17 protein-coding genes are annotated in these 22,128 nt (G+C 63.9%); 12 read left to right on the top strand and 5 right to left on the bottom strand.

Going from position 1 to position 22,128, the window contains the following annotated elements; genetic code table 11:
• Positions 1-219: 219 nt before the first annotated feature.
• Positions 220-1,275: a LacI family DNA-binding transcriptional regulator gene (locus HV670_RS21685; RefSeq protein ID WP_175106959.1), complete on the bottom strand. Its 1,056-nt coding sequence runs from the start codon at positions 1,273-1,275 to the stop codon at positions 220-222.
• A 459-nt stretch (positions 1,276-1,734) separates the two neighbouring features.
• Here HV670_RS21685 and HV670_RS21690 point away from each other — a divergent pair, with 459 nt between their 5' ends.
• From HV670_RS21690 to HV670_RS21710, 5 genes are read left to right on the top strand one after another with little or no spacing between them, the layout of a single operon-like run.
• Positions 1,735-3,000, top strand: a complete 1,266-nt coding sequence (locus HV670_RS21690) for an ABC transporter substrate-binding protein (protein WP_175106960.1) — start codon at positions 1,735-1,737, stop codon at positions 2,998-3,000.
• A 9-nt stretch (positions 3,001-3,009) separates the two neighbouring features.
• Positions 3,010-3,963, top strand: coding sequence for a carbohydrate ABC transporter permease (locus HV670_RS21695; protein ID WP_175106961.1), 954 nt, complete (start codon positions 3,010-3,012; stop codon positions 3,961-3,963).
• A 44-nt stretch (positions 3,964-4,007) separates the two neighbouring features.
• Entirely contained in the window at positions 4,008-4,847 is an 840-nt protein-coding gene (locus HV670_RS21700) for a carbohydrate ABC transporter permease (RefSeq protein WP_175106962.1), read from the top strand.
• Positions 4,848-4,872: 25 nt separating this feature from the next.
• Positions 4,873-7,779, top strand: a complete 2,907-nt coding sequence (locus HV670_RS21705) for a GH116 family glycosyl-hydrolase (protein ID WP_175106963.1) — start codon at positions 4,873-4,875, stop codon at positions 7,777-7,779.
• Complete coding sequence (locus HV670_RS21710) at positions 7,766-8,914, top strand: ABC transporter ATP-binding protein (protein WP_175106964.1); 1,149 nt, start codon at positions 7,766-7,768, stop codon at positions 8,912-8,914. The genes HV670_RS21705 and HV670_RS21710 overlap by 14 nt, the downstream gene beginning before the upstream one ends.
• Positions 8,915-8,921: 7 nt before the next feature.
• Here the strand turns inward: HV670_RS21710 and HV670_RS21715 are convergent, their stop codons facing one another.
• Entirely contained in the window at positions 8,922-9,617 is a 696-nt protein-coding gene (locus tag HV670_RS21715; protein WP_175106965.1) for a FadR/GntR family transcriptional regulator, read from the bottom strand.
• A 214-nt stretch (positions 9,618-9,831) separates the two neighbouring features.
• Here HV670_RS21715 and HV670_RS21720 point away from each other — a divergent pair, with 214 nt between their 5' ends.
• From HV670_RS21720 to HV670_RS21750, 7 genes are all read left to right on the top strand, one after another.
• Positions 9,832-10,722 (top strand): fumarylacetoacetate hydrolase family protein, encoded by an 891-nt coding sequence (locus tag HV670_RS21720; protein WP_175106967.1) that lies wholly within the window; start codon positions 9,832-9,834, stop codon positions 10,720-10,722.
• Between the two features lie 166 nt (positions 10,723-10,888).
• Positions 10,889-11,674 (top strand): alpha/beta fold hydrolase, encoded by a 786-nt coding sequence (locus tag HV670_RS21725; RefSeq protein WP_217478489.1) that lies wholly within the window; start codon positions 10,889-10,891, stop codon positions 11,672-11,674.
• A 163-nt stretch (positions 11,675-11,837) separates the two neighbouring features.
• Positions 11,838-13,166 carry a metal-dependent hydrolase family protein gene (locus HV670_RS21730; RefSeq protein WP_175106969.1) on the top strand — a complete coding sequence of 443 codons (1,329 nt, stop codon included), beginning with the start codon at positions 11,838-11,840 and terminating at the stop codon, positions 13,164-13,166.
• A gap of 254 nt (positions 13,167-13,420) precedes the next feature.
• Complete coding sequence (locus HV670_RS21735) at positions 13,421-14,446, top strand: ABC transporter substrate-binding protein (RefSeq protein ID WP_175106971.1); 1,026 nt, start codon at positions 13,421-13,423, stop codon at positions 14,444-14,446.
• 7 nt (positions 14,447-14,453) lie between these two features.
• A complete protein-coding gene (locus HV670_RS21740; protein WP_175106972.1) occupies positions 14,454-16,115 on the top strand; it encodes a sugar ABC transporter ATP-binding protein in 1,662 nt (553 codons plus the stop codon).
• Positions 16,116-16,188: 73 nt separating this feature from the next.
• Positions 16,189-17,190, top strand: coding sequence for an ABC transporter permease (locus tag HV670_RS21745; protein WP_175106973.1), 1,002 nt, complete (start codon positions 16,189-16,191; stop codon positions 17,188-17,190).
• Complete coding sequence (locus HV670_RS21750; RefSeq protein WP_175106976.1) at positions 17,187-18,131, top strand: ABC transporter permease; 945 nt, start codon at positions 17,187-17,189, stop codon at positions 18,129-18,131. The genes HV670_RS21745 and HV670_RS21750 overlap by 4 nt, the downstream gene beginning before the upstream one ends.
• Before the next feature lie 117 nt (positions 18,132-18,248).
• Here the strand turns inward: HV670_RS21750 and HV670_RS21755 are convergent, their stop codons facing one another.
• The 3 genes from HV670_RS21755 to HV670_RS21765 form a co-directional block, all read right to left on the bottom strand.
• Complete coding sequence (locus HV670_RS21755) at positions 18,249-19,106, bottom strand: PA4780 family RIO1-like protein kinase (RefSeq protein WP_175106977.1); 858 nt, start codon at positions 19,104-19,106, stop codon at positions 18,249-18,251.
• A gap of 190 nt (positions 19,107-19,296) precedes the next feature.
• Positions 19,297-20,403, bottom strand: coding sequence for a saccharopine dehydrogenase family protein (locus tag HV670_RS21760; RefSeq protein WP_217478490.1), 1,107 nt, complete (start codon positions 20,401-20,403; stop codon positions 19,297-19,299).
• A 108-nt stretch (positions 20,404-20,511) separates the two neighbouring features.
• Entirely contained in the window at positions 20,512-22,125 is a 1,614-nt protein-coding gene (locus HV670_RS21765; protein WP_175106981.1) for an AMP-binding protein, read from the bottom strand.
• Between the last annotated feature and the right edge of the window lie 3 nt (positions 22,126-22,128).

The following is a 22,128-nucleotide window of genomic DNA, read 5'->3' on the forward strand; positions in this document are numbered from 1 at the left end:
ATCCTGATATGTGGATATGTAAGCGCGAATGCGCCTATTTGAGACTGCACGCCGCCGTGAAGATCTGCCCGGGCTTCGCAGATACCGAGCGCTGATAGACAAGAACAAGCCAGAAGAAAGCGAAGGACAAGCGGCCGCCGTCCAGCATACTGATGCACGCGGCCGTCCACCACCGTGGTTTCCCGCACCCGCATGCCAGCACGCGTGCTATCGAACCGGCTATCCGCCCAAGTGCCGGGTGACACTCGCCTCGCCATGCGTATCGCGCAAATCCCGGCACGAGCCGCCGATCAGCAGGGTCGGCGGCAGAAAGTCCGCTTGATGTTCGAAGACCGTCCCCTTCGGCTGGGCGACACTGCCAAGCAACGACGCGACGGCCCGGCGCCCGATTTCGTCGATCGGTTGCGCGGCGACCGTGAGCCGGGGCCGCAACACACCCGCGAGCGGAAACTCGTCCATGCCCGCAAGCGAGACGTCGTACGGGCATTGGAAACCCAGGTCCTCGATCGCCTGCAGGGTCCCGATCATCGTCACGTTGTTGACTGCAACGAACGCCGTAGGCCGCCTCGCCCGCAGCAATAGTTCGCGCGCTATCGAATAGGCCGTCTCGGCGCGGAAGTCGGCGTGCCGGCAAAGATCGGGAACCACCGCGAGCCCTGCTTCGTTCATGGCCTCGCCGAAGCCCGCAAGCCGCTGATCGGCAGATGAAATGCCCTCCGGTCCACCAATGAATGCGATCTCGCGATGGCCGAGGCGCAACAAATATTGCGTGACCATGCGTCCGGCGAGACAGCTGTCGAGACCGACGAAACCCCGATCGAGACCTTCGACGTAACGGTCGATCGTGACCAGCGGGATATCCGCGAAACCGCCAAGTGCACGCCGGTAAGCTTCATCATGTCCACTCGGCGACACGATGATGCCGGCGACGCGCTGCGCACGCAGGATGTCGAGCAGTTCGAGCTCACGCATCGGGTTCTCATCGGAATTGCAGACGATCAGGTTATAGCCCGCACGCAGTGCCTCGCTCTGGATGATCTTCGCGAGCGCCGCAAAAAACGGGTTGGTGATTTCCGATACGACCAGTCCGATCAGGTTGGTCCGTCCGAGCCTCAGGCTGCGTGCAATGCTGTTCGGTGAATAACCGGTGGCCTCGACGGCCTCCATGACGCGACGATACGTCTCGGCGGAAACGCGAGCCGAATTGTTAAGGGCGACGGAGACCGTTGAGATCGACACGCCGGCCCGATTTGCGACATCGCGAACGGAGACCATGGCTATTCTTCCGCGGCGGGAACGCCACCGGTATAGCGCATCGAAACGTTTCGTACAAGCACGGGTCTTCCGCAGGGGTCGAGACCTTCGCATCGGTGCACGGACCCGCTTCGACACTATCCCGGAAGCGAGCGCATACCCGCCGCCTGGGAAAGCCACACCCCTCGATTCGCTCCATATGCAACCGCGTTTGACACGGAATCGTCATGTCCGGCAAGTCTCTTGCCGCGTGTCGATTCGCTCTCGATGCATTGATCAATTTGGTTTACTAATCTTTCGAGATCTTTACGAAGCCCGCATAAACCCCACCTTGCACCACCAGATTTCTTGTCTATAGTGAATCGAAACGTTTCGGACAGCCGGTGAATCAAGCATCGGATCGAGATCAAACGACTCGTAAAACAAGGAGGCGCGTCCCGGTACGAGGACACCAGTCTCCTGCGCTCTGGAGGAGCAGTCATGAGGAGACGCCTTCTGTCGGCCTTTTTGCTTTCGGCCGGCCTTGCCTTGTCCGCCTCGGTCTTCGCACAATCGAATGCACCGGGAAATCTGCGGCTCATGGCGTTCGGCAGCGATGCCCAATTGACCGCGATCAAGCATGCGGTGGCACGCTTCAACCAGAAGTATCCGAACGTGAAGGTCGAGGTGTCGATCGACCCGATCTCGAACGGCTGGGGCGACTATGTGACGAAGGTGCTGAGTCAGTACAACGCGCACAGCGCCTACGACGTGTACGGTACGGCGATCGAGACCTTCCGCACCTTCGAGACACGCAAGCTGTTCATCCCGCTGAACGACTACATCGCGAAAAACCCCGGCTTCTCCGACTTCGCACCGAGCCTGTTCCAGCAAGCCTCGTATCAGGGAAACACGTATTTCATCCCGATCGGCTGGAACAACATCATGATCAATTACAACCGCGCACTCTTCAAGAGCGCGGGTGTCGAGCTCCCCAAGCAGGGCTGGACCTGGAACGACTTCCGTGAGACCGCGAAGAAGCTGACCATCAAGGACTCGGCGGGCAACGTCAAGCAATACGGCTATGAAGTGCCGAACCAGTTCTTCTTCGTGCAGCCGTGGTTCTTCTCGAACGGTACCTCGATTTTGAATGCGGATTGGACCGCGTCGAACATGCTCGACCCGAAGGTCGCCGAGTCGCTGCAATTCCTCCACGACCTGATCCAGGTCGACAAGGTCTCGCCGATTCCGGGCAAGGACATGCTGGACAACCAGTTCTTCGCGGGCCAGATCGCGATGATTTCGCGTGGTCACTGGATCGTCGAGAACGCGATCAAGGCGAAGCTCGACATGGATGTCGCGATTCCACCGGCCAAGGTCAGCGACACGACGGTGATCGGCTTCGGCGGCTATGGCGTATCGTCGACTTCGAAGAACAAGGAGCTGTCCGAGGCGCTGATCACCGAACTCACGAGTGCTGAAACGCAGAAGGAAGAAGGCGAACTCGGCGGCGGCGTGCCGGGCCGCAAGTCGGCCGCTGAAGCACCGGGCTTTCTCAAGTTTCCGCCGAGCGCCTTCCTCTACTACCAGACGCTGCCGAACACGAAGCCGGTGCCCTCGCCCGCGAATTTCCAGGAAATCGAGAAGATCTTCATTCGCTACTACGACGCGATGATGGCCGACGAGATGCCGATCGCGGAAGGGGTGAAACGCTGTCATGAAGAGATCCAGGCTTCGTTCAAGCGGCTCGCCGCCAAGAAGGAATAGCGCAATCGAATGAGCACGTTCAACCATGGCCGCCCGCCGGTGCTTGCCGGCGAAGCTTCGCTCGCCGCTCCCTCAGGCCGCCGCTCGGACCTGAGCCGCGCGCAGGCGCGTGTCGGCTATCTGTTCATGATGCCGTCGTTCGTGCTCTACCTCGCGTTCGTGCTCGCGCCCGTGCTGGTCACGGTCTACCTGAGCTTCACCGCCTACGATCCCCTCGCCGGTGCGACGTGGGTCGGTCTCGACAACTATCACCGCTTCCTGACCGATGACCGTTCGCTGCAGATCTTCTGGAACACGCTGCGTTTCGCGATCTTCGCGGTCACGTTCAACGTCGGCATCGGCCTGCTGCTCGCCCTCGCACTTAATCGTGCGATGCCAGCCTTTCTGCTCTACCTGTTCAGGCTCGCCTACTTCCTACCGGTGATCATCGCGGCCGCGTTCGTCTCGATCGTCTGGGGCTATTTCTACGGCGACGACCTCGGCATCATCAACTACTACCTGATCAGCCTCGGCTTCACGCCGGTCCACTGGCTGACCTCGAGCCGCACCGCGATGATGTCGATCATCATCATGGATGTCTGGAAGAACACCGGCTTCTTCATGATCATCTTCATCGCGGCGTTGCAAGGTGTGCCGCGCACCATCCTCGATGCCGCAATCATGGACGGCGCGAGCTACTGGCGGCGTTTCTTCCGGATCGTGCTGCCCTATATTTCGCCGGTGGTGTTCTTCAATATCGTCTATGCGTCGATCGGCGCGCTGCAGGTCTACGAGTCGATCGTGATTCTCACGCAGGGTGGCCCCGGCGACTCGACGCGCTCGATGTCGATCCTGATCGTGGAGGAGGCGTTCGGCAGTTTCGAGATCGGCTATGCCGCATCGATCGCCGTGATCATGACGCTCGTGATCCTCGCGATCACCGCCATGCAACTCGTCGCTTCGCGGCGGCTCGTTCATCAATAGCCGGGCGCCTGCCCGCAGTCTTTCCTGTCGACGGAACCTCGATCATGCGTACACGAGCCAGCGTCAAATGGATCGACCGCTCAATCATCGCGGTCATGGCCGTGCTCGCCGTCGCCATGCTGCTGCCGTTCGCCTGGCTCTTCAGCATGTCGTTCCGGCCGGTCGCCGAGACCTACCGGATGCCGCCGAGCTTCCTGCCGCCGAACCTGAATCTCGCGAACTATCGCGCGGTGCTCGCCTCGTCGATCCCCTTCCTCGAGATCTACTGGAACTCGATCGAAATCGCCGTACTCGTGACGGTGGGCCAGCTCGTGACCTGTTCGCTCGCGGCATTCGCGTTCGCGAGGCTGCAGTTCCCCGGGCGCGACAGCCTGTTCTTCGTGATGCTGATCGGTCTGATGTTCCCGGCCCAGGTCACGATCATCCCGATCTATCTCGGTTATGCGCAGACCGGTCTGCTCAATCATCCGATCGGTCTCGCCCTCATGTACCTGACCTCGAGCTTCGGTGTGTTCCTGGTCCGCCAGTTCATGCTCTCGCAGCCGAAGGCGCTCGAGGAAGCGGCACTGATGGACGGCGCGAACTACGTGAAAATCTTCCTGCGCATCTCGCTGCCGCAGTTGAGGCCCGCCTTGTCTGCGCTCGGCATCATCACCTTCACGCAAACATGGAACTACTACTTCCAGGCGCGCGTGCTGCTCGAACCGCAGGATGCGATGACCCTGCCCGTGGCAATGGATCTGCTGCGGGGCTATATCGGCTCAGGAAACCTCTCGCTCGTGATGGCCGCGATGAGCATGGCCATCCTGCCGGTGGTGCTGATATTCCTCGTCGCCCAGCGGCTCGTGATCGAGGGCATCGCAATGAGCGGAATCAAGAACTGATACCTACGTCGGAGGGACAGCCAGTATGTTGGATCACCAAGACGAAGCCACACAGAAGACCGTTGCGGAGGCCGCACGGCAGACCAGCGGAAGTGCAACGCACACCGGCACCTATGCCGGAACTGCGCCCGAGGCAGCGAGCGATTCCAGTCCTAGCACGGACAGCGCCAGCCACCCGGACGATGATTTCGTCTACCGGGGCACACGGAGCAAGTATGTTGCGTTCCCCCTGGGAGGCATCGGCACCGGCAGCGTGTCGCTGACCGGCAGTGGCCGGCTCGTCGACTGGAGCATCCGCAACAAGCCGGACATCCATCAATTCAACGGCTACAGCCATTTCGCAATCAAGGCCGAACATAGGGGCGTGCTGCTCGATGCGCGCGTGCTCAACGGCCCCTATGAAGGCAACCCGACCGGATCGCCGGCTACGCGCAAGTTCGACGGCTTCGGTTTCGGAGCAAACCGCGATACGCTCGCGGGTGTCCCGCATTTCGAGGAGGCGACCTTCATCGGCCGCTTCCCGGTGGCCGAGGTCGAATTCACCGACACGCGCTTTCCGGGCCAGGTTCGGCTCACGGCGATGAGCCCCTTCATCCCGCACGAAGACCGCGACTCGTCGATGCCCGTCGCGATGTTCACGATCGAGGTCACCAACACGAGCGATCACTCGATCGACTACACGATCGGCGGCACGCTCGGCAATCTCGGCTGCGACAGCGGCGTGCATCGCTTCGTCGAAGACCGCGGCCTGCATGCGCTGCACCTGACGTCGGCCGATGCCGACCGGCCGCCCGAACAACGCGGCGATCTTGCGATCGTGACGGATGCCGACGATGTCGAGCATGTCGACTATCACTTCCGCGGGCAATGGTTCGACAGCCTGAGCCTCTACTGGCGTGAGTTCGCGCGCGCGGGGCGGCTCAAGGAGCGCAGCTACGACGCGCCGCGCGCGAGCCGCAATATGTTCAGCCAGCCCGAGCACGGCACGCTCGCGGCGCGTGTGACGGTCGCGCCGGGCGAGCGCCGCCGCGTTCGTTTCGCGATCAGTTGGAACTACCCGGTCGGCAGCATCTACTGGTTCAATCGTCGCGGACCCGGCAGCCCGTTCTACGAAGGCAGCGCGCCGACGTGGAAGAACTACTACGCGACGCAATGGGCCGACGCACTCGCGAGCGGAGCCGATGCGATGCGGCGTTGGCCCGATCTCGAAGCGCGCACGGTCGCGTTCAGGGATTCGCTGTTCGGCTCGTCGCTGCCGCGCGAGATCGTCAGCGCCGTCTCGGGCACGCTCGGCATCCTGCGCAGCGCGACGGTGATCCGTCTCGAGGGCGGACAGCTCTGGGGCTGGGAAGGCCAGCACGAACACGACGGCTCCTGCGAGGGTAGTTGCACCCACGTCTGGAATTACCAGCAGGCGCTGCCCTACCTGTTCCCGGCGCTCGAGCGCACATTGCGCGAGACCGAGTTCGCCTACAACCAGCTACCCAATGGCGGCCTCACCTTCCGCCAGCGGCTGCCGCTCGGCTCAGGCTTCGATGTGATCGGGCCCTGCGCGGACGGTCACTTCGGCGCGATTATCAAGGCTTTTCGCGAGTGGAAGAACTCGGGGGACGATGCGTGGCTGCGGCAACAGTGGCCCGCGATCCGGCGCGCGATCGACTATGCGTGGTCGCCCGGCAATCCGGATCGCTGGGACCCTGAGCGGACAGGCGTGCTTTGGGGCCGCCAGCATCACACGCTCGACATGGAACTGTTCGGCCCGAACTCGTGGCTGACCAGCATGTATCTCGCGGCACTCAAGGCCGGCGCCGAGATGGCCGAGGCGATGGACGAACCCGCGTTTGCCGGCGAACTCGTACATATCGCGCACAAGGGCCGCGAGTTCGTCGACTGCGAGCTGTTCAATGGACGCTGGTTCACACAGAAGCTCGACCTCGGCAATCGCGCGCTGCTCGAACCCTTCGACGAAAACCGCGCGGCAGGTGTGCTGGCCGAGAGTTTCATGCAAGCCTACTGGTCCGACGAGTATCGAGAGATCAAATATCAGGTCGGCGACGGATGCCTCACCGACCAGTTGCTCGGCCAATGGCATGCGGACCTCGCGGGTCTTGGCGATCTCGTCGATCCCCGGCATGTCGGCACGGCCTTGCAGTCGGTCTATCGGGAGAATTTCCGCCCGACGCTGCGTGATCACTTCAACCCATGCCGCGTATATGCCTACGAGAACGACGCAGGCCTGCTGCTGGCCACCTGGCCCGAAGGCACCCACCAGCCCGCCGTGCCTGCGCCATACGCCGAGGAAGTCTGGACCGGACTCGAGTACATGATGGCCTCGCACCTGATCATGCGCGGCCTCGTCGACGAGGGCCTCACGATCGTGCGCGCGGCGCGGGCCCGGCATGACGGTTCGAATCGCAATCCATGGAACGATATCGAGTGCGGCAGCTATTACGCACGTTCATTGTCGAGTTATGCGCTCGTCAACGCCTGGCTCGGTCTGAGCTTCGATGCACGGCGCGGCGAGATCGGCTTCAGACCCGCGCGCCATGCGAGCGGCGTGTTCCCCTGGTCGGCCGGCAAGGGCTGGGGCGACGTCACGGTCGACGGTGCGGAGGTAAGCCTCTACGTCAAGGGGGGTGAATTGCAGCTCGCCTCCCTGTCGCTGCCTTCGCTCGACGGCGAGGTCACGGTCGACGGTGTGACCGCGCGGCGCGAAGGCTCGCGCGTGCATCTCGCGTCGCCGCGGCTCATGCGTGCGGGAGAACGGCTTGTCGTGCGGCGCATCGAGCGGCACGGCAAAGCCTCCGCGGCCGGCGATGCTGACGTCGCAACCGTTGATGCCTCGTGCGCACGTGGCGATGCCGCCGACGCTCCCGCCGATGCCGCAAGCGCGACGCCCACCTTCACGGAGGCGCAGCATGGCCCGGCTTGAACTGAAATCCGTTCGCAAGAGTTTCGGCAGCACCGCGGTCATCCACGGCATTGACCTGGTCGTCGAAGACGGCTCGTTCACCGTCTTCGTCGGGCCCTCGGGCTGCGGCAAATCGACCCTGCTGCGCATGATCGCGGGTCTCGAGGAAGTCAGTTCGGGCGAAGTCCATCTCGACGGCATCCGCTGCGATCATTTGTTGCCTTCGGCACGCGGCATGGCCATGGTGTTCCAGTCGTATGCGCTCTATCCGCATATGAACATCCACGAGAACCTGCGCTTCGGCCTGGTCTGCCAGAAGACGCCCAAGGCCGAGATCGAACCGCGCATCCAGCGCGCGGCGGAGATCCTGCAGATCTCGCATCTGCTCGATCGCAAGCCCTCGCAACTCTCAGGCGGGCAAAGCCAGCGCGTCGCAATTGGCCGTGCAATCGTCAAGCAGCCGAAGGCCTTCCTGTTCGACGAGCCCTTGTCCAATCTCGATGCCGAGTTGCGCGTGAAGATGCGCGGCGAGATCGTCGCGCTGCATCAGCGGCTCAAGGCGACTATGGTCTACGTCACGCACGACCAGGTCGAGGCGATGACGATGGCCGACACGATCGTGGTCTTGCGCAACGGCCGCATCGAACAGGTCGGCTCGCCGGCCGAACTGTACGCGCGGCCGGTCAACCAGTTTGTCGCGGGTTTCCTGGGCTCGCCGCAGATGAACATGCTTGCCGGCCTCGGGCTCCAGTCAAGCGAAGACCGCTTTTCCGTGTCGGCCGACGGCGGCCGCCTGCGGCTTCAGCTCGCGCGGCGCGCGGAGGCGACCACGGGTGACCTGCGCTGCACGCTGGGAATCCGGCCCGAGCATCTCGCGCTGTCGGAACGCGGCGCACTGCGCGTGACGGTCACGGGCCGCGAGTTTCTCGGTTCGGAAACCATCGTGAGCGGCACGCTTCAATCGGGCGAATCGATCCGCGCTTCGCTGCGCGGTGCGGTCGAGGTCGCCCTGGGCGAGTCGGTCGCGTTCGAGATGGACCTCGACCACCTCCATGTGTTCGACCAGGATGGCGCCGCGCTCGATGAAGTGGACAATGCACTGCCGGTGGACAGCCGCCAGGACGAAGTACGACAAGCGTCGCCTCACCACCGGTAGTGCCGCTTCAGTGCCCGAGCAGGTTCTTGCGGACATGCAGCAAGTGCGCGATCGTCGCTTCGCGTGCGCGTTCGATATCGCGATCGACCAGCGCGTCGACCAATGCTCGATGCTCGATCTGATAAGCCGCGCGCCGCTCGGGTGTGACGCTCTTGCGCTTGAGTGCGCCCCATTCGCTCGAAGCGCGCACCCGCGTGATCGCATCGAACACGACGAGCACGATATTGTTGTGCGTCGCCTCGGCAATGCGCTGGTGCAGTGCGCCGTCCCAGTACTCGAACTGTTCGAACGTCGCGGCGGCCTCGGCCTGCTCGACGCAATGCTGGATCTCGGCAAAGTCGGTCGACGTCGCATTGCGCACCACGAGTTCGATCAGCGAGGGTTCGAGCGCCAGGCGGGCCTCCATGACCTCGGCCGGACTCACATTGTGCTGAGGCGACGGCCGCTCGCTCGCAAGCAATGCCTCGATTTCATCGGACACATAAGTGCCGCTGCCGACACTCTGCCTGACCAGGCCCTTCTCCTTGAGCTGGCCGATCACGCGGCGCACGGTGGAACGTGCGATCCGGAACGTCTCGCTGAGTTGGCGTTCAGTCGGCAGGCGTTGCCCGGCGAGATAACGCCCGGTCTTCAGACCTTCGATCAGCGAGCTCTTCAGCGCGAGTGCTCCGTCTACGCCGTCTGCTTCATGAGTCGTCGACATCCTCTTGTTCCCCGATTGAAGTCGCCACCATTCTATCGAATGGGCGAATTGGTCTCAATTGGTTTCATCACCGAGCCCAGCTTGGGGAGCGCTGATGGCTTGCCAGTCCTCGGGACTTTCCATGATCAACCACCATAGTAGGTTGACGCTCGGAATAACAACGAATAAATTGGACTCTGTTGGAACAAATATTCAACCAATTGGGACCAATTCGATGAGATTTGCGAGTATCAAGGTGGACGGCTCGCCGCGCGTCGTGGCCATTTCCGATGACGGAACGCGTTACACGGATGCGATCGATGCGGGCGCCGCTTTCGGCGCCGACATGAACGCTTGGATCGAACGCAATTCGGACACCACGGATCGTCCCCCCGCCGCGAAGCCGAACGGCAACGTGAACTGGCAGCCGCTCGACGGCGTGAAGTTGCTCGCGCCGCTGTTGCCGCGCCGCAATGTGTTCTGTGTCGGCAAGAACTATCACGAGCATGCGAAGGAATTCGGCGACTCGGGCTTCGACACCTCCGCGAAGGACGGCGAAGCCGCACCACCGTTCCCCGTGGTCTTCACCAAGGCGCCGAGCACGGTCATCGCCGACGGCGAGCCGGTCCAGGCCCACCGCAACGTGACCTCGCAACTCGACTATGAAGCCGAACTCGCGGTGGTCATCGGCAAGGGCGGCAAGGACATCGCGAAGGAACACGCCTGGGAGCACATCTACGGCTACACGATCGTCAACGACGTGACCGCGCGCGATCTCCAGCAGCGCCACCGCCAGTGGTTCCTCGGCAAGTCGATCGACACGTTCTGCCCGATGGGCCCGTGGATCGTGACCGCCGACGAGATCGACGCGACCCGCCTCAAGATACAGTGCCGAGTCAACGGGGAACTGCGGCAGGATGCGAACACCGCAGACCTGATCTTCGATATCCCGACACTGATCGAGACGCTGTCGGCGGTCATCGCGCTGCAGCCTGGCGACGTTATCGCGACCGGCACGCCCGCGGGTGTGGGCATCGGTTTCAAGCCGCCGAAGTTTCTGCAGCCCGGCGACGAGATGAGCGTGTCGATCGAAGGCATCGGTACGCTGACCAACCGGATTCAGTAGCAGCGGCAAGAGCGACGGCCTGGCACGGATGTCTCGCCGGTCGCCGTCTCGAACCGGAAGGCGCGACAACAAGGCAGCGATGAGTAATACGGCAACAGCGTGATGACGCAGCACGGTAGCGCCGGCTTTTCGCCGCACTTACCCTCAATGTCAGGAGACAGTTTCTGTGCTGATCAATGGAATGGAAGTCGAGAAAACCGGTAGCGGTCCCGCCCTGGTCCTGGTCCACGGACTCGGCGGAACGGGCAATTTCTGGTTTCCGCAACTCGCCGCGCTGAGCGCAACGTTCACCGTTTACCGCCCCGACATGCGCGGTTCGGGGCGCTCGCCGCTCAATGGCGGCAGCAGCGGTGCCAACGGCAGCGGCACGCTGACAGTCGATCAGATCGTCGCGGACCTGATCGGGCTGCTCGACCATGAGAAGATCGATCGCGCCGCGTTCGCCGGGCATTCTTTCGGTTCGCTCGTAGTCCAGCATCTCGCGGCGAAGCACCCCGATCGCGTCACCCAGGTCGCGCTGGTCGGGCCGGTCCGCGCTCCGGCCGACGCCAACCGCCAGGGCCCGCGCGATCGCGCGGCAAAGGTACGCGCCGAGGGCATGATCGCTGTCGCCGACGCCATCGTGGGGGCCGCGCTCTCGCCGGCCACGCGTGCGAACAAACCCATCGCGGTGTCGTTCGTGCGCGAACTGCTGCTGCGCCAGGACCCGGCCGGCTACGCGGCGACCTGTGAAGCTCTCGCGAATGCGGTCGAAGTCGACTATGCGGCGATCACGGCGCCGACCCTGCTGCTCACGGGGAAGGACGACGGTGTCGGATCGCCCGCGACCGCGCAGGCGCTCAGGGACCTGATCGCCGACGCGCGGCTCACGGTGCTCGACGATTGCGGACACTGGACGGCCATCGAACAACCCGAGCGTGTCGGCGAGGCGCTCACCGATTTTCTGAAGTAGACGCAAACGTAGCGCTCGATTAGAGGCAGACGTATAGGTAAACGACAAGCCATCCATCCATCCATGCGGCGGCAGCCGCTTCCGCACGGCGGGATTCAACCCCGACCCATCGCGACATCCGCATGAAGACGGAGCGCGATGACCCACGACTGGTGGAGACACTATGCAACAGACTCTGTTCACGAACGTGTCGGTGCTTGACTGCACCGGCGCCGCGGCCTATGCGGGCGAAGTGCTGATCGAAGGAAACCGGATCAAGGAGGTTTTCAGATCCGAGGGTAAGTCCGGCGGCGCCCCCCGCTCGGGCGAGGTGCGTGTGGTCGACGGCGGCGGCGCGACGCTGATGCCGGGCCTGATCGAAGCCCACGCACACTTCAGCTGGAACAACCAGGACAGCCTCGACTCGATCGGCCGCATGCCGGTCGAGGAGCATGTGCTCGAATGCATGATCGCCGCGCGCACCTATCTTGAATGCGGCTATACCTCGGCGGTCGGTGCCGCGGCTGCGAAGCCGCGGCTCGACGTCGTGATCCGCAATGCGATCAACGCGGGCAAGATCCCCGGTCCGCGCCTGCTCGCCAACGGTCCCGAGATCACGACGACCGGCGGCCTCGGTGACGTCAACCCTTCCCACCTGCCCGCCTACAGTTTTGTCGAGATCGTCGACGGGGCGGAGGAAATGCGCAAGAAGGTGCGTGCGCTGCTCAAGGAAGGTGTCGACCTGATCAAGCTTAATCTGTCGGGCGAGGAAATCACGATCACCGCGCGTGCCGAAGACACGCTGATGAGCGATGCCGAAGCCGGCGCCGCGATGGAAGAGGCACGCCGCCGCGGCGTGCGTGCCTGCGCGCATGCACGCAGTGCCGAATCGATCAAGATGTGCATCCGCCACGGCATCGACATCATCTATCACGCCTCGTTCGCCGACGAGGAAGCGCTCGACCTGCTCGAGAAGCACAAGGATCACGTATTCGTCGCGCCCGCGCTGCACTGGCTCTACACGACCTCGTATGAAGCGTCGGCCTGGGGGCTGACACCCGAGATCGCGAAGCAGATGGGCTATCACCACGAGCTCGAAACTGCGATCAAGGGCATCAAGGAAATGAAGCGCCGCGGCGTGCGTATCCTGCCGGGCGGCGATTTCGGTTTCGCGTGGATGCCGCATGGCACTTATGCCCGCGATCTCGAGAACTTCGTCAAGCTGCTCGGCTTCTCGACGATGGATACGATCCTATCGGCGACCAAGCTCGGCGGCGAGATCATGGCCATGCCGGACCAGCTCGGCCAGATCAAGCCTGGCTATCTCGCCGATGTGATCCTCGTCGATGGCGATCCGCTTGCGGACATCACGATCTTCCAGGATCGCAGCCGCCTGCTCGCGATCATGAAGGACGGTGCGTTCTTCAAGGAACCGTCGCCCCGGAGCGAACGCCCGGCCCCGCTCACCGAGCCGAACGTGCCCTCCCCGCAAAAGACGCCCGTGACCGCCTGAGCGGCGCAACGGCCTGCAAGACCCGGCACCGGCCTCCGCCGTCCCGCTGCAATGCGGCCCGGCCGGCTGGTGCTGGTGCTGGTGCTGGTGCTGGTGCTGGTGCTGGTGCTGGTGCCGGTGCCGGTGCTTCTGGTGCTGGTGCCGGCAGGCGGAGTCGGTTAAGCGCACACCCCTACATTCCACAACGACACAACCGGGCTTTCAGCGCACTCCTGATCCAGCGCTTTGCGAGCCCGTACACGAGGAGACCCCCAATGAAAGCACCCCTTGCCCGCATCCTGCTTGCCGCAGTATTCGCGGGCGCCACGGCGGCGGCCACTGCCGCACCGAGCATCGGCCTGTCCAACGGCTACTTCGGCACCGAATGGCGCAACCAGATGATTGCGGGCGCGAAGGAGCAGTTCGACACCTACAAGACGCAGGGCCTCGCGAGCGATCTGGTCGTCCAGCAATCGGGCGCGAACACGGGCCAGCAGATCCAGGACATGCGCAACATGATTCGCCAGAAGGTGGGGGCGATCATGGTCGACGCGAACTCGGCGACCGCGCTCAACGGTGTGATCTCCGAAGCGCAGCGCGCCAAGGTGCCGGTGATCTCGTTCGACCAGGCCGTGACGAACAAGTACGCGATCAACGTGACCGTCGATCACTACAAGTGGGGACAGCGCTATGCACAATGGGTCGCCGACCAGTTGCACGGCGAGGGGAATGTCGTCGTGCTCGACGGCATTCCGGGTCATCCGGCAGCCGAGGCGCGCAAAAAGGCCGCGCTCGAGACCTTTGCGAAGTACCCGGGCATCAAGGTCGTTTGGTCGGGTTATGGCGAATGGGATGAAGCGAAGGCGCAAGCCGTGATGGCGACCGTGATCGCGGCGCAACCGAAGATCGATGCGGTCTTCACCGAGGACGCCATGGCGCTCGGCGTATTGCGCGCGTTCCAGAACGCGAACCGGCGCGTCGCGATCATGACGGGCGAAGCGCAGAAGGGCTTTCTCGAGGCATGGAAGAAGGAACGTGACGCCGGCAATCCGATGAAGGTGTTCGTGCAGGCCAACCCGCCCGATATCAGCCGCACGGCGCTCGGCATCGCGGTGCGCGTCGCGAACGGCCGCGCGCTCAAGACGCTGCCCGAGAACACCTACTACTACCCGATCACGAAGACCGTGACTGAGCAGACGCTCGACTCGACGCTCGATTCGATGAAGGACAAGCCTGACAGCTACTTCCTCGCCGAGTGGCTGTCCGAACCCGATCTCGACGCGATGTTCGCCGCGAAATGAAGGCGCCATGACACTGCTCAGCGTACGCAACGTCACCAAGCGCTACGGTGGCGTGACCGCCCTCGCTTCGGTCGATCTCGAGATCGAGGCCGGACACGTGCTCGGCCTGCTCGGCGCAAACGGCTCGGGCAAATCGACCCTGTCGGGCGTGATCTCCGGCGAGACGCGACCTGACGAGGGAAGCGTACTCGTCGACGGCCAGCCACTGCCGCGCGGCACCCCACGCGCCGCGCGACAGGCCGGTATCGTGATCGCCCATCAGCATCCGGGCCTCGCGCCCGACCTGCCGGTCTGGGAGAACGTATTCCTGGGCGCCGAACGTTGCATGAGCGGTGGCTTCATCGATCGTCGTGCGGCCCGGCGGGAAGCGGCCGATGCGCTCGAGACGCTGCGTGCCGGCTGGGATATCGACGTGCCGGCGGGCACGCTCGGCGCCGCCGACCAGCAATTGATCGAAATCGCCAAAGCACTCGTGCTGCGGCCGCGTCTGCTGATTCTCGACGAACCGACAGCTGCGCTCGCGGCCGCCGAAGTCGATGCCCTGATCGGCATGGTCAAGGCGCTCGCTGCGCAAGGAACGGCGATCGTCTTCATCTCGCACCGGATGGCCGAGATCGAAGCGCTCTGCGACAGTGTCGTGGTGCTTTGCAACGGCAAGCGCATCGGTCAGCTCGAGGTCGGGGGTTCGCTCGACGAAGCGCGTGTGCTCCAGATGATGGGCGGCATCGCGGGCGGGGCGGCGGATACGGACGCTACGCCGCCTGAGGCGACCGTGCATCTTGTGGCGACAAGCGCAACCGCTCCCGGGGCGCGTGCGGCGACAAGCGCCACCACTCCCGGGGCCCGTGCGGCGACAGCCCCGTCCGATTTCGCGGCAACCGGATCGACAAGGCAAGCGGCGGATGTAGGCGCGTCGTCGACGCCAGCCGAGTCTCGCCCGCTCGTGATGACGGTGCGCGGTCTCAAAGCGGGGCGCCGGCTTGCCGGTGCCGACCTCACCTTGCGGCGCGGTGAGGTGCTCGGTGTCGCCGGTCTCCAGGGGCACGGGCAGGATGAATTGCTCGACGCGCTCGCCGGCTTCCTGCCACACGAGGCCGGCGAGGTCGTGCTCGATGGCGAAACGATCATGCCGCGCTCGCCGCGACAGATGATCTCCTGCGGCGTCTGCCTCGTGCCGAACGACCGGCATCGCCAGGGACTCTGGCTCGATCACTCAGTCGAATTCAATCTCGCACAGGTCCGCGTCAACTTCGATCGGCACGCCTGGCAGCTGCGGCGCACGGAACTGCGCACGATGGTCGCGGACGTCATCGACCGTCTCAGGATCAAGACCTCGAACCCGCGACAACCCGTGCGTGCGCTCTCCGGCGGCAACCAGCAGAAGGTCGTGATCGGACGCTGGCTCGATCGCGACGTCAAGGTGTTGCTGCTCAGCGATCCGACCAAGGGCGTCGACGTGATCGCGCGCAAGCAGATCTACCAGGCGATCCATGCGCTCGCCGAAAGCGGCGTCGCCATCCTGCTCTATGCATCGGATACTGACGAGCTGCTCGCCGTCTGCGATCGCCTGCTCGTGATGTACGAAGGACGCGTAGTCAGCGAACTTGAAGGACCCTCTATGAATGAAGCGCAAGTCACGCGTGCGTCGTTCGGCAGGAGCGCCGCATGAAAGTGTGTTTGAACAAGTGTTCTCCTGCATGCGCGACAGCGTACGTCGACGTGCCCTTCAGCAGGAGCCCCCTATGACCGCACGCGTGAACGAAACTGCGCTTGCGCAGCCTGCCAGGCGGGGCGCCGCCTCGCTACGGGCACGGCTCGGCCGCTCGCGCGCCTCGACCGCACTGCCCGCCGTCGTGATGCTGATCGTGACGCTGGCCGTCAATGCGGCCTTGCAGCCAGGCTTTTTCGCGGCCGACTCGCTGAGCAGCAATCTGCAGAGCGCCGCGCCGGTCGTGCTCGTCTGCATCGCCCAGGCCGTCATCGTGCTGTCCGGAGAACTCGACCTGTCAGTCGGCGCCGGCATCTCGCTCGTGAACTGTCTGCTCGCGGGACTGCCCGGCCTCGGCTGGGGGCCTTGGGAAACCTACGCCACCGCACTCGCCGTGGCGCTCGGATGCGGGGCGGTCAATGGCATCCTGGTCGGTCACTTTCGGCAAAGTTCGCTGATCGCGACATTCGCGACCGGCGCGATCTGGTTCGGTCTCGCGCTCGCGCTGATGCCGCAGCCCGGCGGGGCCGTGCCCGAAGCGCTCAGCAACGCATTCGCCGCGAACGTCGGCTGGATACCTGTCGCCGCCTTGCCGATGGTGTTTGCACTCGTGCTCTGGGCAGTCATCCAGCGCCATCGTTTCGGACGCCGGCTGATCGCCACCGGCAGCGACCAGGATGCGGTGTTCAAGGCCGGCCTCAGCGTCAGCCGCATCAAGATCCTCGGCTATCTGCTCGGCTGGCTGTTCGTCTTCATCTCGGCGGCATGCATCTCCGCGCAGACGGCCTCGGGTGATGCGCGTCTCGGCTTGTCCTACACCCTGACGTCGGTCGCCGCCGTCGTGATCGGCGGCATTTCCCTCGCGGGCGGACGCGGCTCGATGCTTGGCGCGGTGTGCGGTGCGTTCGTGCTGGTGCTGATCGGCAACGTCGTCTATTTCGCGGGGGTGCCGAGCAACTATCAGGAAGTCTTCAAGGGTGCGGTCGTCATGATCGCACTCGCCTTCACCTTTGTCGGCAGTCGAAAGAACGTATGAACCTGCTCTCATCCCGGCGTCTGCTATTGCTGGTGCTCGTCGCACTCGTGCTGGTTGCCGGCCAGCTTGCGGTGCCCGGCTTCACGAGCCCGGCGCAGATGGGCAATCAGTTGAAGATTGCGACCTTCCTCGGTCTGTTCGGCATTTCGCAGACCCTCGTGATGATCGCGGGTGGCCAGGGCCTCGACCTGTCGGTCGGTGCGGCGGCGACCCTCGGTGGCATCATCGGCGCCGCGCTGATCGGCAGCGTGCCGGGCGGACTGGCCGCGGCGTTCGTCGGCGCGATCGCCTGCGGTGTCGTGATCGGCCTGGTCAACGGCGTCGGCATCGCGACCTTTCGCGTGCCGCCGCTCGTCATGACGCTCGCGATGGCGAGCCTGGTCGACGGCGCGCTGATCGTCTGGTCGTCGGTCGTCCAGGCGAACACGGCGGCAAGCCCAGGGCTCGTCATGCTATCGGGACGGAATGTATTTGGCGTGCCGAGTGTCGTGCTGCTCTGGATCGTCGCGGCCGCGCTCACTTTCGGCTTTCTCGAACACTCGGCATGGGGGCGGCGGCTCATGGCAACCGGCGCCAACCCGACCGCCGCCTGGCTGACCGGGGTACGCGTGCACCGGGTGCGGATCGCCGCGTATGTGGCAAGCGCGGTGATCGCCGCACTCACGGGCGTGCTGCTGGTTGGCTACGTCGGCCAGGCCTTTCTCGGACTCGGCAACACCTATGTGCTGACGAGCGTGGTGGTCGCGGTGATCGGCGGGGTATCGCTCGCGGGCGGCAGAGGGGACTATCTGAACGTCGCGTTCGCGACGATCTTCATCACTGTGCTGACCAGCCTGCTGACCGCACTCCAGATCGGCGAAGCGGGGCGGCAGGGCATCTTCGGCATCACCCTGCTCGCCTTTCTCGCGGTCAACCGGCTGACGCTGCGAACGGTTCGCTGAGCAGGCAAGACTACTGACGGCTCTGCTGAGCGCGAATGCAGCGAGCCGTTCATGCAGCAGGCAACGACGCACTGGGTTCGGCAAGCAGTTGACGCTCCGAACTGTTCACCGGGCGGCTTACCTGTCCGCTTCCGCTTCGCGTAGCCGCCGCTGCCGTGCGTCTTCCTCGAGCCGTGTGTCTTCGAGTTCCTGCATGACGCTTTCGAGGTCGACCGGGTGGACGTCGAGTTCGACACGGCCGGTCAGCGGCGTGTCGATCTGGAGTTCGCCGGCTTCGAACAGTTTCCAGATTTCCTTGCCGTAGGCAGCCGACAACAGTTCCGGCGCGAATCGGCCGAAGTAGACGGCGAGATTGTCGACGTCACGGCCGAGCATCGCCTCGGCTTCGTTGTTGCCCGCCGCATCGACAGCCTGTGGCAAATCGATGATCACCGGCCCATCATCGGCGAGCAGGATGTTGTATTCGGACAAATCGCCATGGACGATGCCCGCGCAGAGCATGCGAACCACCTGATTGAGCAGGAATGCATGCAGTTCGAGCGCGCGCGCTTCAGTCAGGTCGACGTCGTTGAGCCGCGGCGCGACATTGCCGGCCGCATCGGTCACCAGCTCCATGAGCAGCACGCCGTCGGTGCAGATGTAGGGCTGGGGCACGCGCACGCCGGCATTGGCGAGCCGGAACAGCGCGTCGACCTCGGCGTTCTGCCACATTTCTTCCTGCATCTGTCGACCATAGCGCGTGCCTTTCTCCATCGCACGTGCCTGTCTCGAGTTCTTGACCTTGCGGCCCTCGAGATACGACGTCGCCTGCCGGAAGCTGCGTTGCTTCGCGTCCTTGTAGACTTTCGCACAACGCGTCGCATCGCCGCTGCGTACGACGTAGACCGTCGCCTCCTTGCCGCTCATCAACTGGCCGATGACTTCGTCGATCAGCCCTTCCTCGAGCAGCGGGGCAAGCCGTTTGGGTACTTTCATGCAGACGCCGGATACGCGCCCGGCTGCCTCAACGGCAAGCCAGACGCTGTGTAAATGGACAAGCCCGCGCCCATCCAGGCGCAGCCTTGCAATTTTCGTATTGGCGAATGCTAACTTAAAACGGGTCGAGCCCCCTCGAACACCTCGGGTAGCGCGCTGCCGGATCGCTGCACGCAAGAGTCAATCTCATTCAACGGATCTGTTCGGACCAGCAATGCAGACCGTCTTCAGCAAGACCGGCCATCAACTGGCGGTGGCCGAATGCCCGCGTGGCCGGTTGAAATCCCTTCGCCAGCAGGCCACCGTTGAGGAGTCGCTGCGCGACGATCCCACACAGCGCGCCGGTACTCAGGTAAGGGGACGTCACGTGCAGCAGGATCTGCTTGCCGACATGCGTGCCGCGTGCCCAGACCGAGATCATGGTCTGGTTGATCCGCGGGACCTCGCGCTCCGGGGTCGAAGCAATCGACATCCCCCATGCGTTGGTGACGGCTTCGAGTTCCTTCAGCGTGTGCGTCTTGGCCAGATCCGCATACTCTTTCATGCGTTCCATCACAAAATCGACGAGCGGCCCCTTGGGAAAGGCGACCAGGACTGAACAGTTGAGTACGCGCGTGTCGTGCTCGAACCAGATCGGCTCGAAGCCGCCGCCCCACGGCAAGCCCGCATGGATCGCATGGCTGCCGGGTACGGCCACGTCGACCTGGGTCATCGGCGGCCAGACAGTCATCGCGCCGGACTGCTTGAGCGGATTCGGCAGGCACAGCATGCGCAGGAACGACAGCGTCGAAGCAACCGTCGGCGCGCTTCTCGGCGCGTAGAGAATATCGACCGAGTCAATGGCCGGATCTTCGAGCGCGATTTCCGCGGCGATCATGCCCGCAGTCCACATGAATGCACAACCGGGCGAGAGCAGCAGGCCCTTGTCCGCGAAGGCCTGCCCATATTCGTCGCGCAGCTTGATCGCCCAGTCCTGTTCACCCGTCGTGTCGATGTAGTGGCAACCGTTGGCGAGCGCCGCCTTGACAACCGGCTCGCCGAGCTGGCCGAACGGACCGACAACGTTGATGACGAGCTTTGCACCTTCGCACAGACGCGTGAGCGAGGCTTCGTCATGGCTCACGGCCTCGATGCGAACCTGATGTCTGCCAGGCACGGTCGCGAGTTGCGCCTCGATCTTTGCGCGGTCACGGCCGGCCGCCACGAAGGGAAGACCACGCCGGGTCAGGTATTCGGCGATCAGTTTGCCAGTGTAGCCGGTGATGCCGTACACGACGATGGGTTGCTTGGCGTTCAATATTGTCTCCAGGATTGCGCCGCGGCGCATGCCGCGGGTGAGTCTCGGGGTTCAGTGGGTTTGCAGTGGAATCTCGCGACGGATTGCGGCGCGAACCGGTCCGTCTCGTCAGTTCACCGGCATGCCTTGCCGCTCGACGAACACGGCTTCGGATGCGGTGTTGAAGTGCTCCAGCAGGATCCGGTCTTGTGGCTTTTCAGACGCCGTCTTCGGGATGGCCTCGACGACTTGCACAAAGCTCGGCACGCAGTTCGCCTCGAGCGTCTGGCGGCAGATGCGAAACAGCGCCTGTGCGTCAAAATCGTTGCCGGATTTCGGCACCACGGCGACCACCACGTCCTTCTCGCCTGGCGCGCCGCTCGCCGCCGCGATACCCCATGCATAGACGTCGTCGACCAGGCCGCTGTCGGCGATCGTTTTTTCGACGAACCCCGGATTGACGAAGTCGCCGTCGTGACGCAGACCCCCACCCTTGCGGTACTCGAAGAAGAGCCAGCCTTCGGCGTTTTCGTGCACGATGTCGCCCATCCAGAGCCAGCCGTCCTTGCCCTTCGCCTCCGACGCCGCCGGGTTGTCTAAATAGCGGACCTCGAAGGGCGTACCGTCCGCGGGCCGGAACAGCAATTCGCCCGACTCGCCTCGACGCACGTCGCAGCCCGCCTCGTCCACGATGCGATAACGGAGGTTCGGCGCGGCGCGGCCAATACTGCCCACCGGGCCGACTCCGATCGGCGTGAACGTGAGGCCGCCCTCGGCCGCGCCGTAGAATTCCAGCACCTGGACGCCGAAACGCTGCTCGAACGACGTCCAGATCGCGGCAGGCATGCCGGCGGACACCACGAAGCGAACCGGGTTGGCCGCATCGTCCGCACGCGGAGGCTCCGCGTAGATGGCCGTCGCCATACCGCCAAGCAATGTGAAGCTCGTGCAGCCATGGCGTCGCGTGATGTCCCACAGTCGGCGTTTGGTGAAGCGGCGCGAAAGCACACAGGGAATGCGCACGCACAGCGCCGGGCCGAGCGTGATGCCCTGCGCATTGGCGTGGGTCAGCGACAGCCCCGTGTACAGACGGTCGTCCGGCCGGTAGCCAAACACGGACGGCAACAGGGCCGACGCGCCGCAGAAACGGCCGTGGGTCATCACGATGCCTTTCGGGTCGCCCGTGGTGCCCGAGGTGAAGGTGATCTGCATCGCGCTCGCGGGATCGACCGTGCGCGACACCAGGTCCGGGACGCCAGCCGGCAGCGAGGCGGCGAAATCGAGTACGTTCGACCAGTTCGATGCGAACGCGGCGCCTTCATCGGTCCGCAATCCGATCACCCATTGCAGGTTTTCCACCTGCGCGCGAATCTCCCCGACATGCGCCAATACATAGTCGGCGGCAATCACACCCTGGCAGCGGCCACGCTCCAGCATGAAAGCGAGCTTGTCGCCGCGCGTGCGCGGATCGATCGGCACGAACACCACGCCGGCGATCGATGCGCCGACCATGCAGTCGACAAATTCAGCGTGATTGGCCATCAGGAACGCAACGTGGTCACCGGGTTGCATGCCGCGCTCGATCAGGCATTGGGCGACACGCTGGCCGTTCTCCCACAGCTGTCGGTAGGTTCGCACCACATCGGGCGCCGCGCCGTTCTCGAACGTCACGACCGGGAAATCCGGGTGCGTGCAAGCGCGGTTCGCGATCACGTGCCCGAAGATATGTTCGTCAAGATTCATAGA

The sequence above is a fragment of the Pararobbsia alpina genome, assembly GCF_902859895.1.
Lineage (GTDB): Bacteria > Pseudomonadota > Gammaproteobacteria > Burkholderiales > Burkholderiaceae > Pararobbsia > Pararobbsia alpina.

Bases quoted from the DNA above. Each gene is read 5' to 3' on its own strand.
- HV670_RS21685 (WP_175106959.1), bottom strand. From the start codon at position 1,275: ATGGTCTCCGTTCGCGATGTCGCAAATCGGGCCGGCGTGTCGATCTCA.
- HV670_RS21690 (WP_175106960.1), top strand. From the start codon at position 1,735: ATGAGGAGACGCCTTCTGTCGGCCTTTTTGCTTTCGGCCGGCCTTGCC.
- HV670_RS21695 (WP_175106961.1), top strand. From the start codon at position 3,010: ATGAGCACGTTCAACCATGGCCGCCCGCCGGTGCTTGCCGGCGAAGCT.
- HV670_RS21700 (WP_175106962.1), top strand. From the start codon at position 4,008: ATGCGTACACGAGCCAGCGTCAAATGGATCGACCGCTCAATCATCGCG.
- HV670_RS21705 (WP_175106963.1), top strand. From the start codon at position 4,873: ATGTTGGATCACCAAGACGAAGCCACACAGAAGACCGTTGCGGAGGCC.
- HV670_RS21710 (WP_175106964.1), top strand. From the start codon at position 7,766: ATGGCCCGGCTTGAACTGAAATCCGTTCGCAAGAGTTTCGGCAGCACC.
- HV670_RS21715 (WP_175106965.1), bottom strand. From the start codon at position 9,617: ATGTCGACGACTCATGAAGCAGACGGCGTAGACGGAGCACTCGCGCTG.
- HV670_RS21720 (WP_175106967.1), top strand. From the start codon at position 9,832: ATGAGATTTGCGAGTATCAAGGTGGACGGCTCGCCGCGCGTCGTGGCC.
- HV670_RS21730 (WP_175106969.1), top strand. From the start codon at position 11,838: ATGCAACAGACTCTGTTCACGAACGTGTCGGTGCTTGACTGCACCGGC.
- HV670_RS21735 (WP_175106971.1), top strand. From the start codon at position 13,421: ATGAAAGCACCCCTTGCCCGCATCCTGCTTGCCGCAGTATTCGCGGGC.
- HV670_RS21740 (WP_175106972.1), top strand. From the start codon at position 14,454: ATGACACTGCTCAGCGTACGCAACGTCACCAAGCGCTACGGTGGCGTG.
- HV670_RS21745 (WP_175106973.1), top strand. From the start codon at position 16,189: ATGACCGCACGCGTGAACGAAACTGCGCTTGCGCAGCCTGCCAGGCGG.
- HV670_RS21750 (WP_175106976.1), top strand. From the start codon at position 17,187: ATGAACCTGCTCTCATCCCGGCGTCTGCTATTGCTGGTGCTCGTCGCA.
- HV670_RS21755 (WP_175106977.1), bottom strand. From the start codon at position 19,106: ATGAAAGTACCCAAACGGCTTGCCCCGCTGCTCGAGGAAGGGCTGATC.
- HV670_RS21765 (WP_175106981.1), bottom strand. From the start codon at position 22,125: ATGAATCTTGACGAACATATCTTCGGGCACGTGATCGCGAACCGCGCT.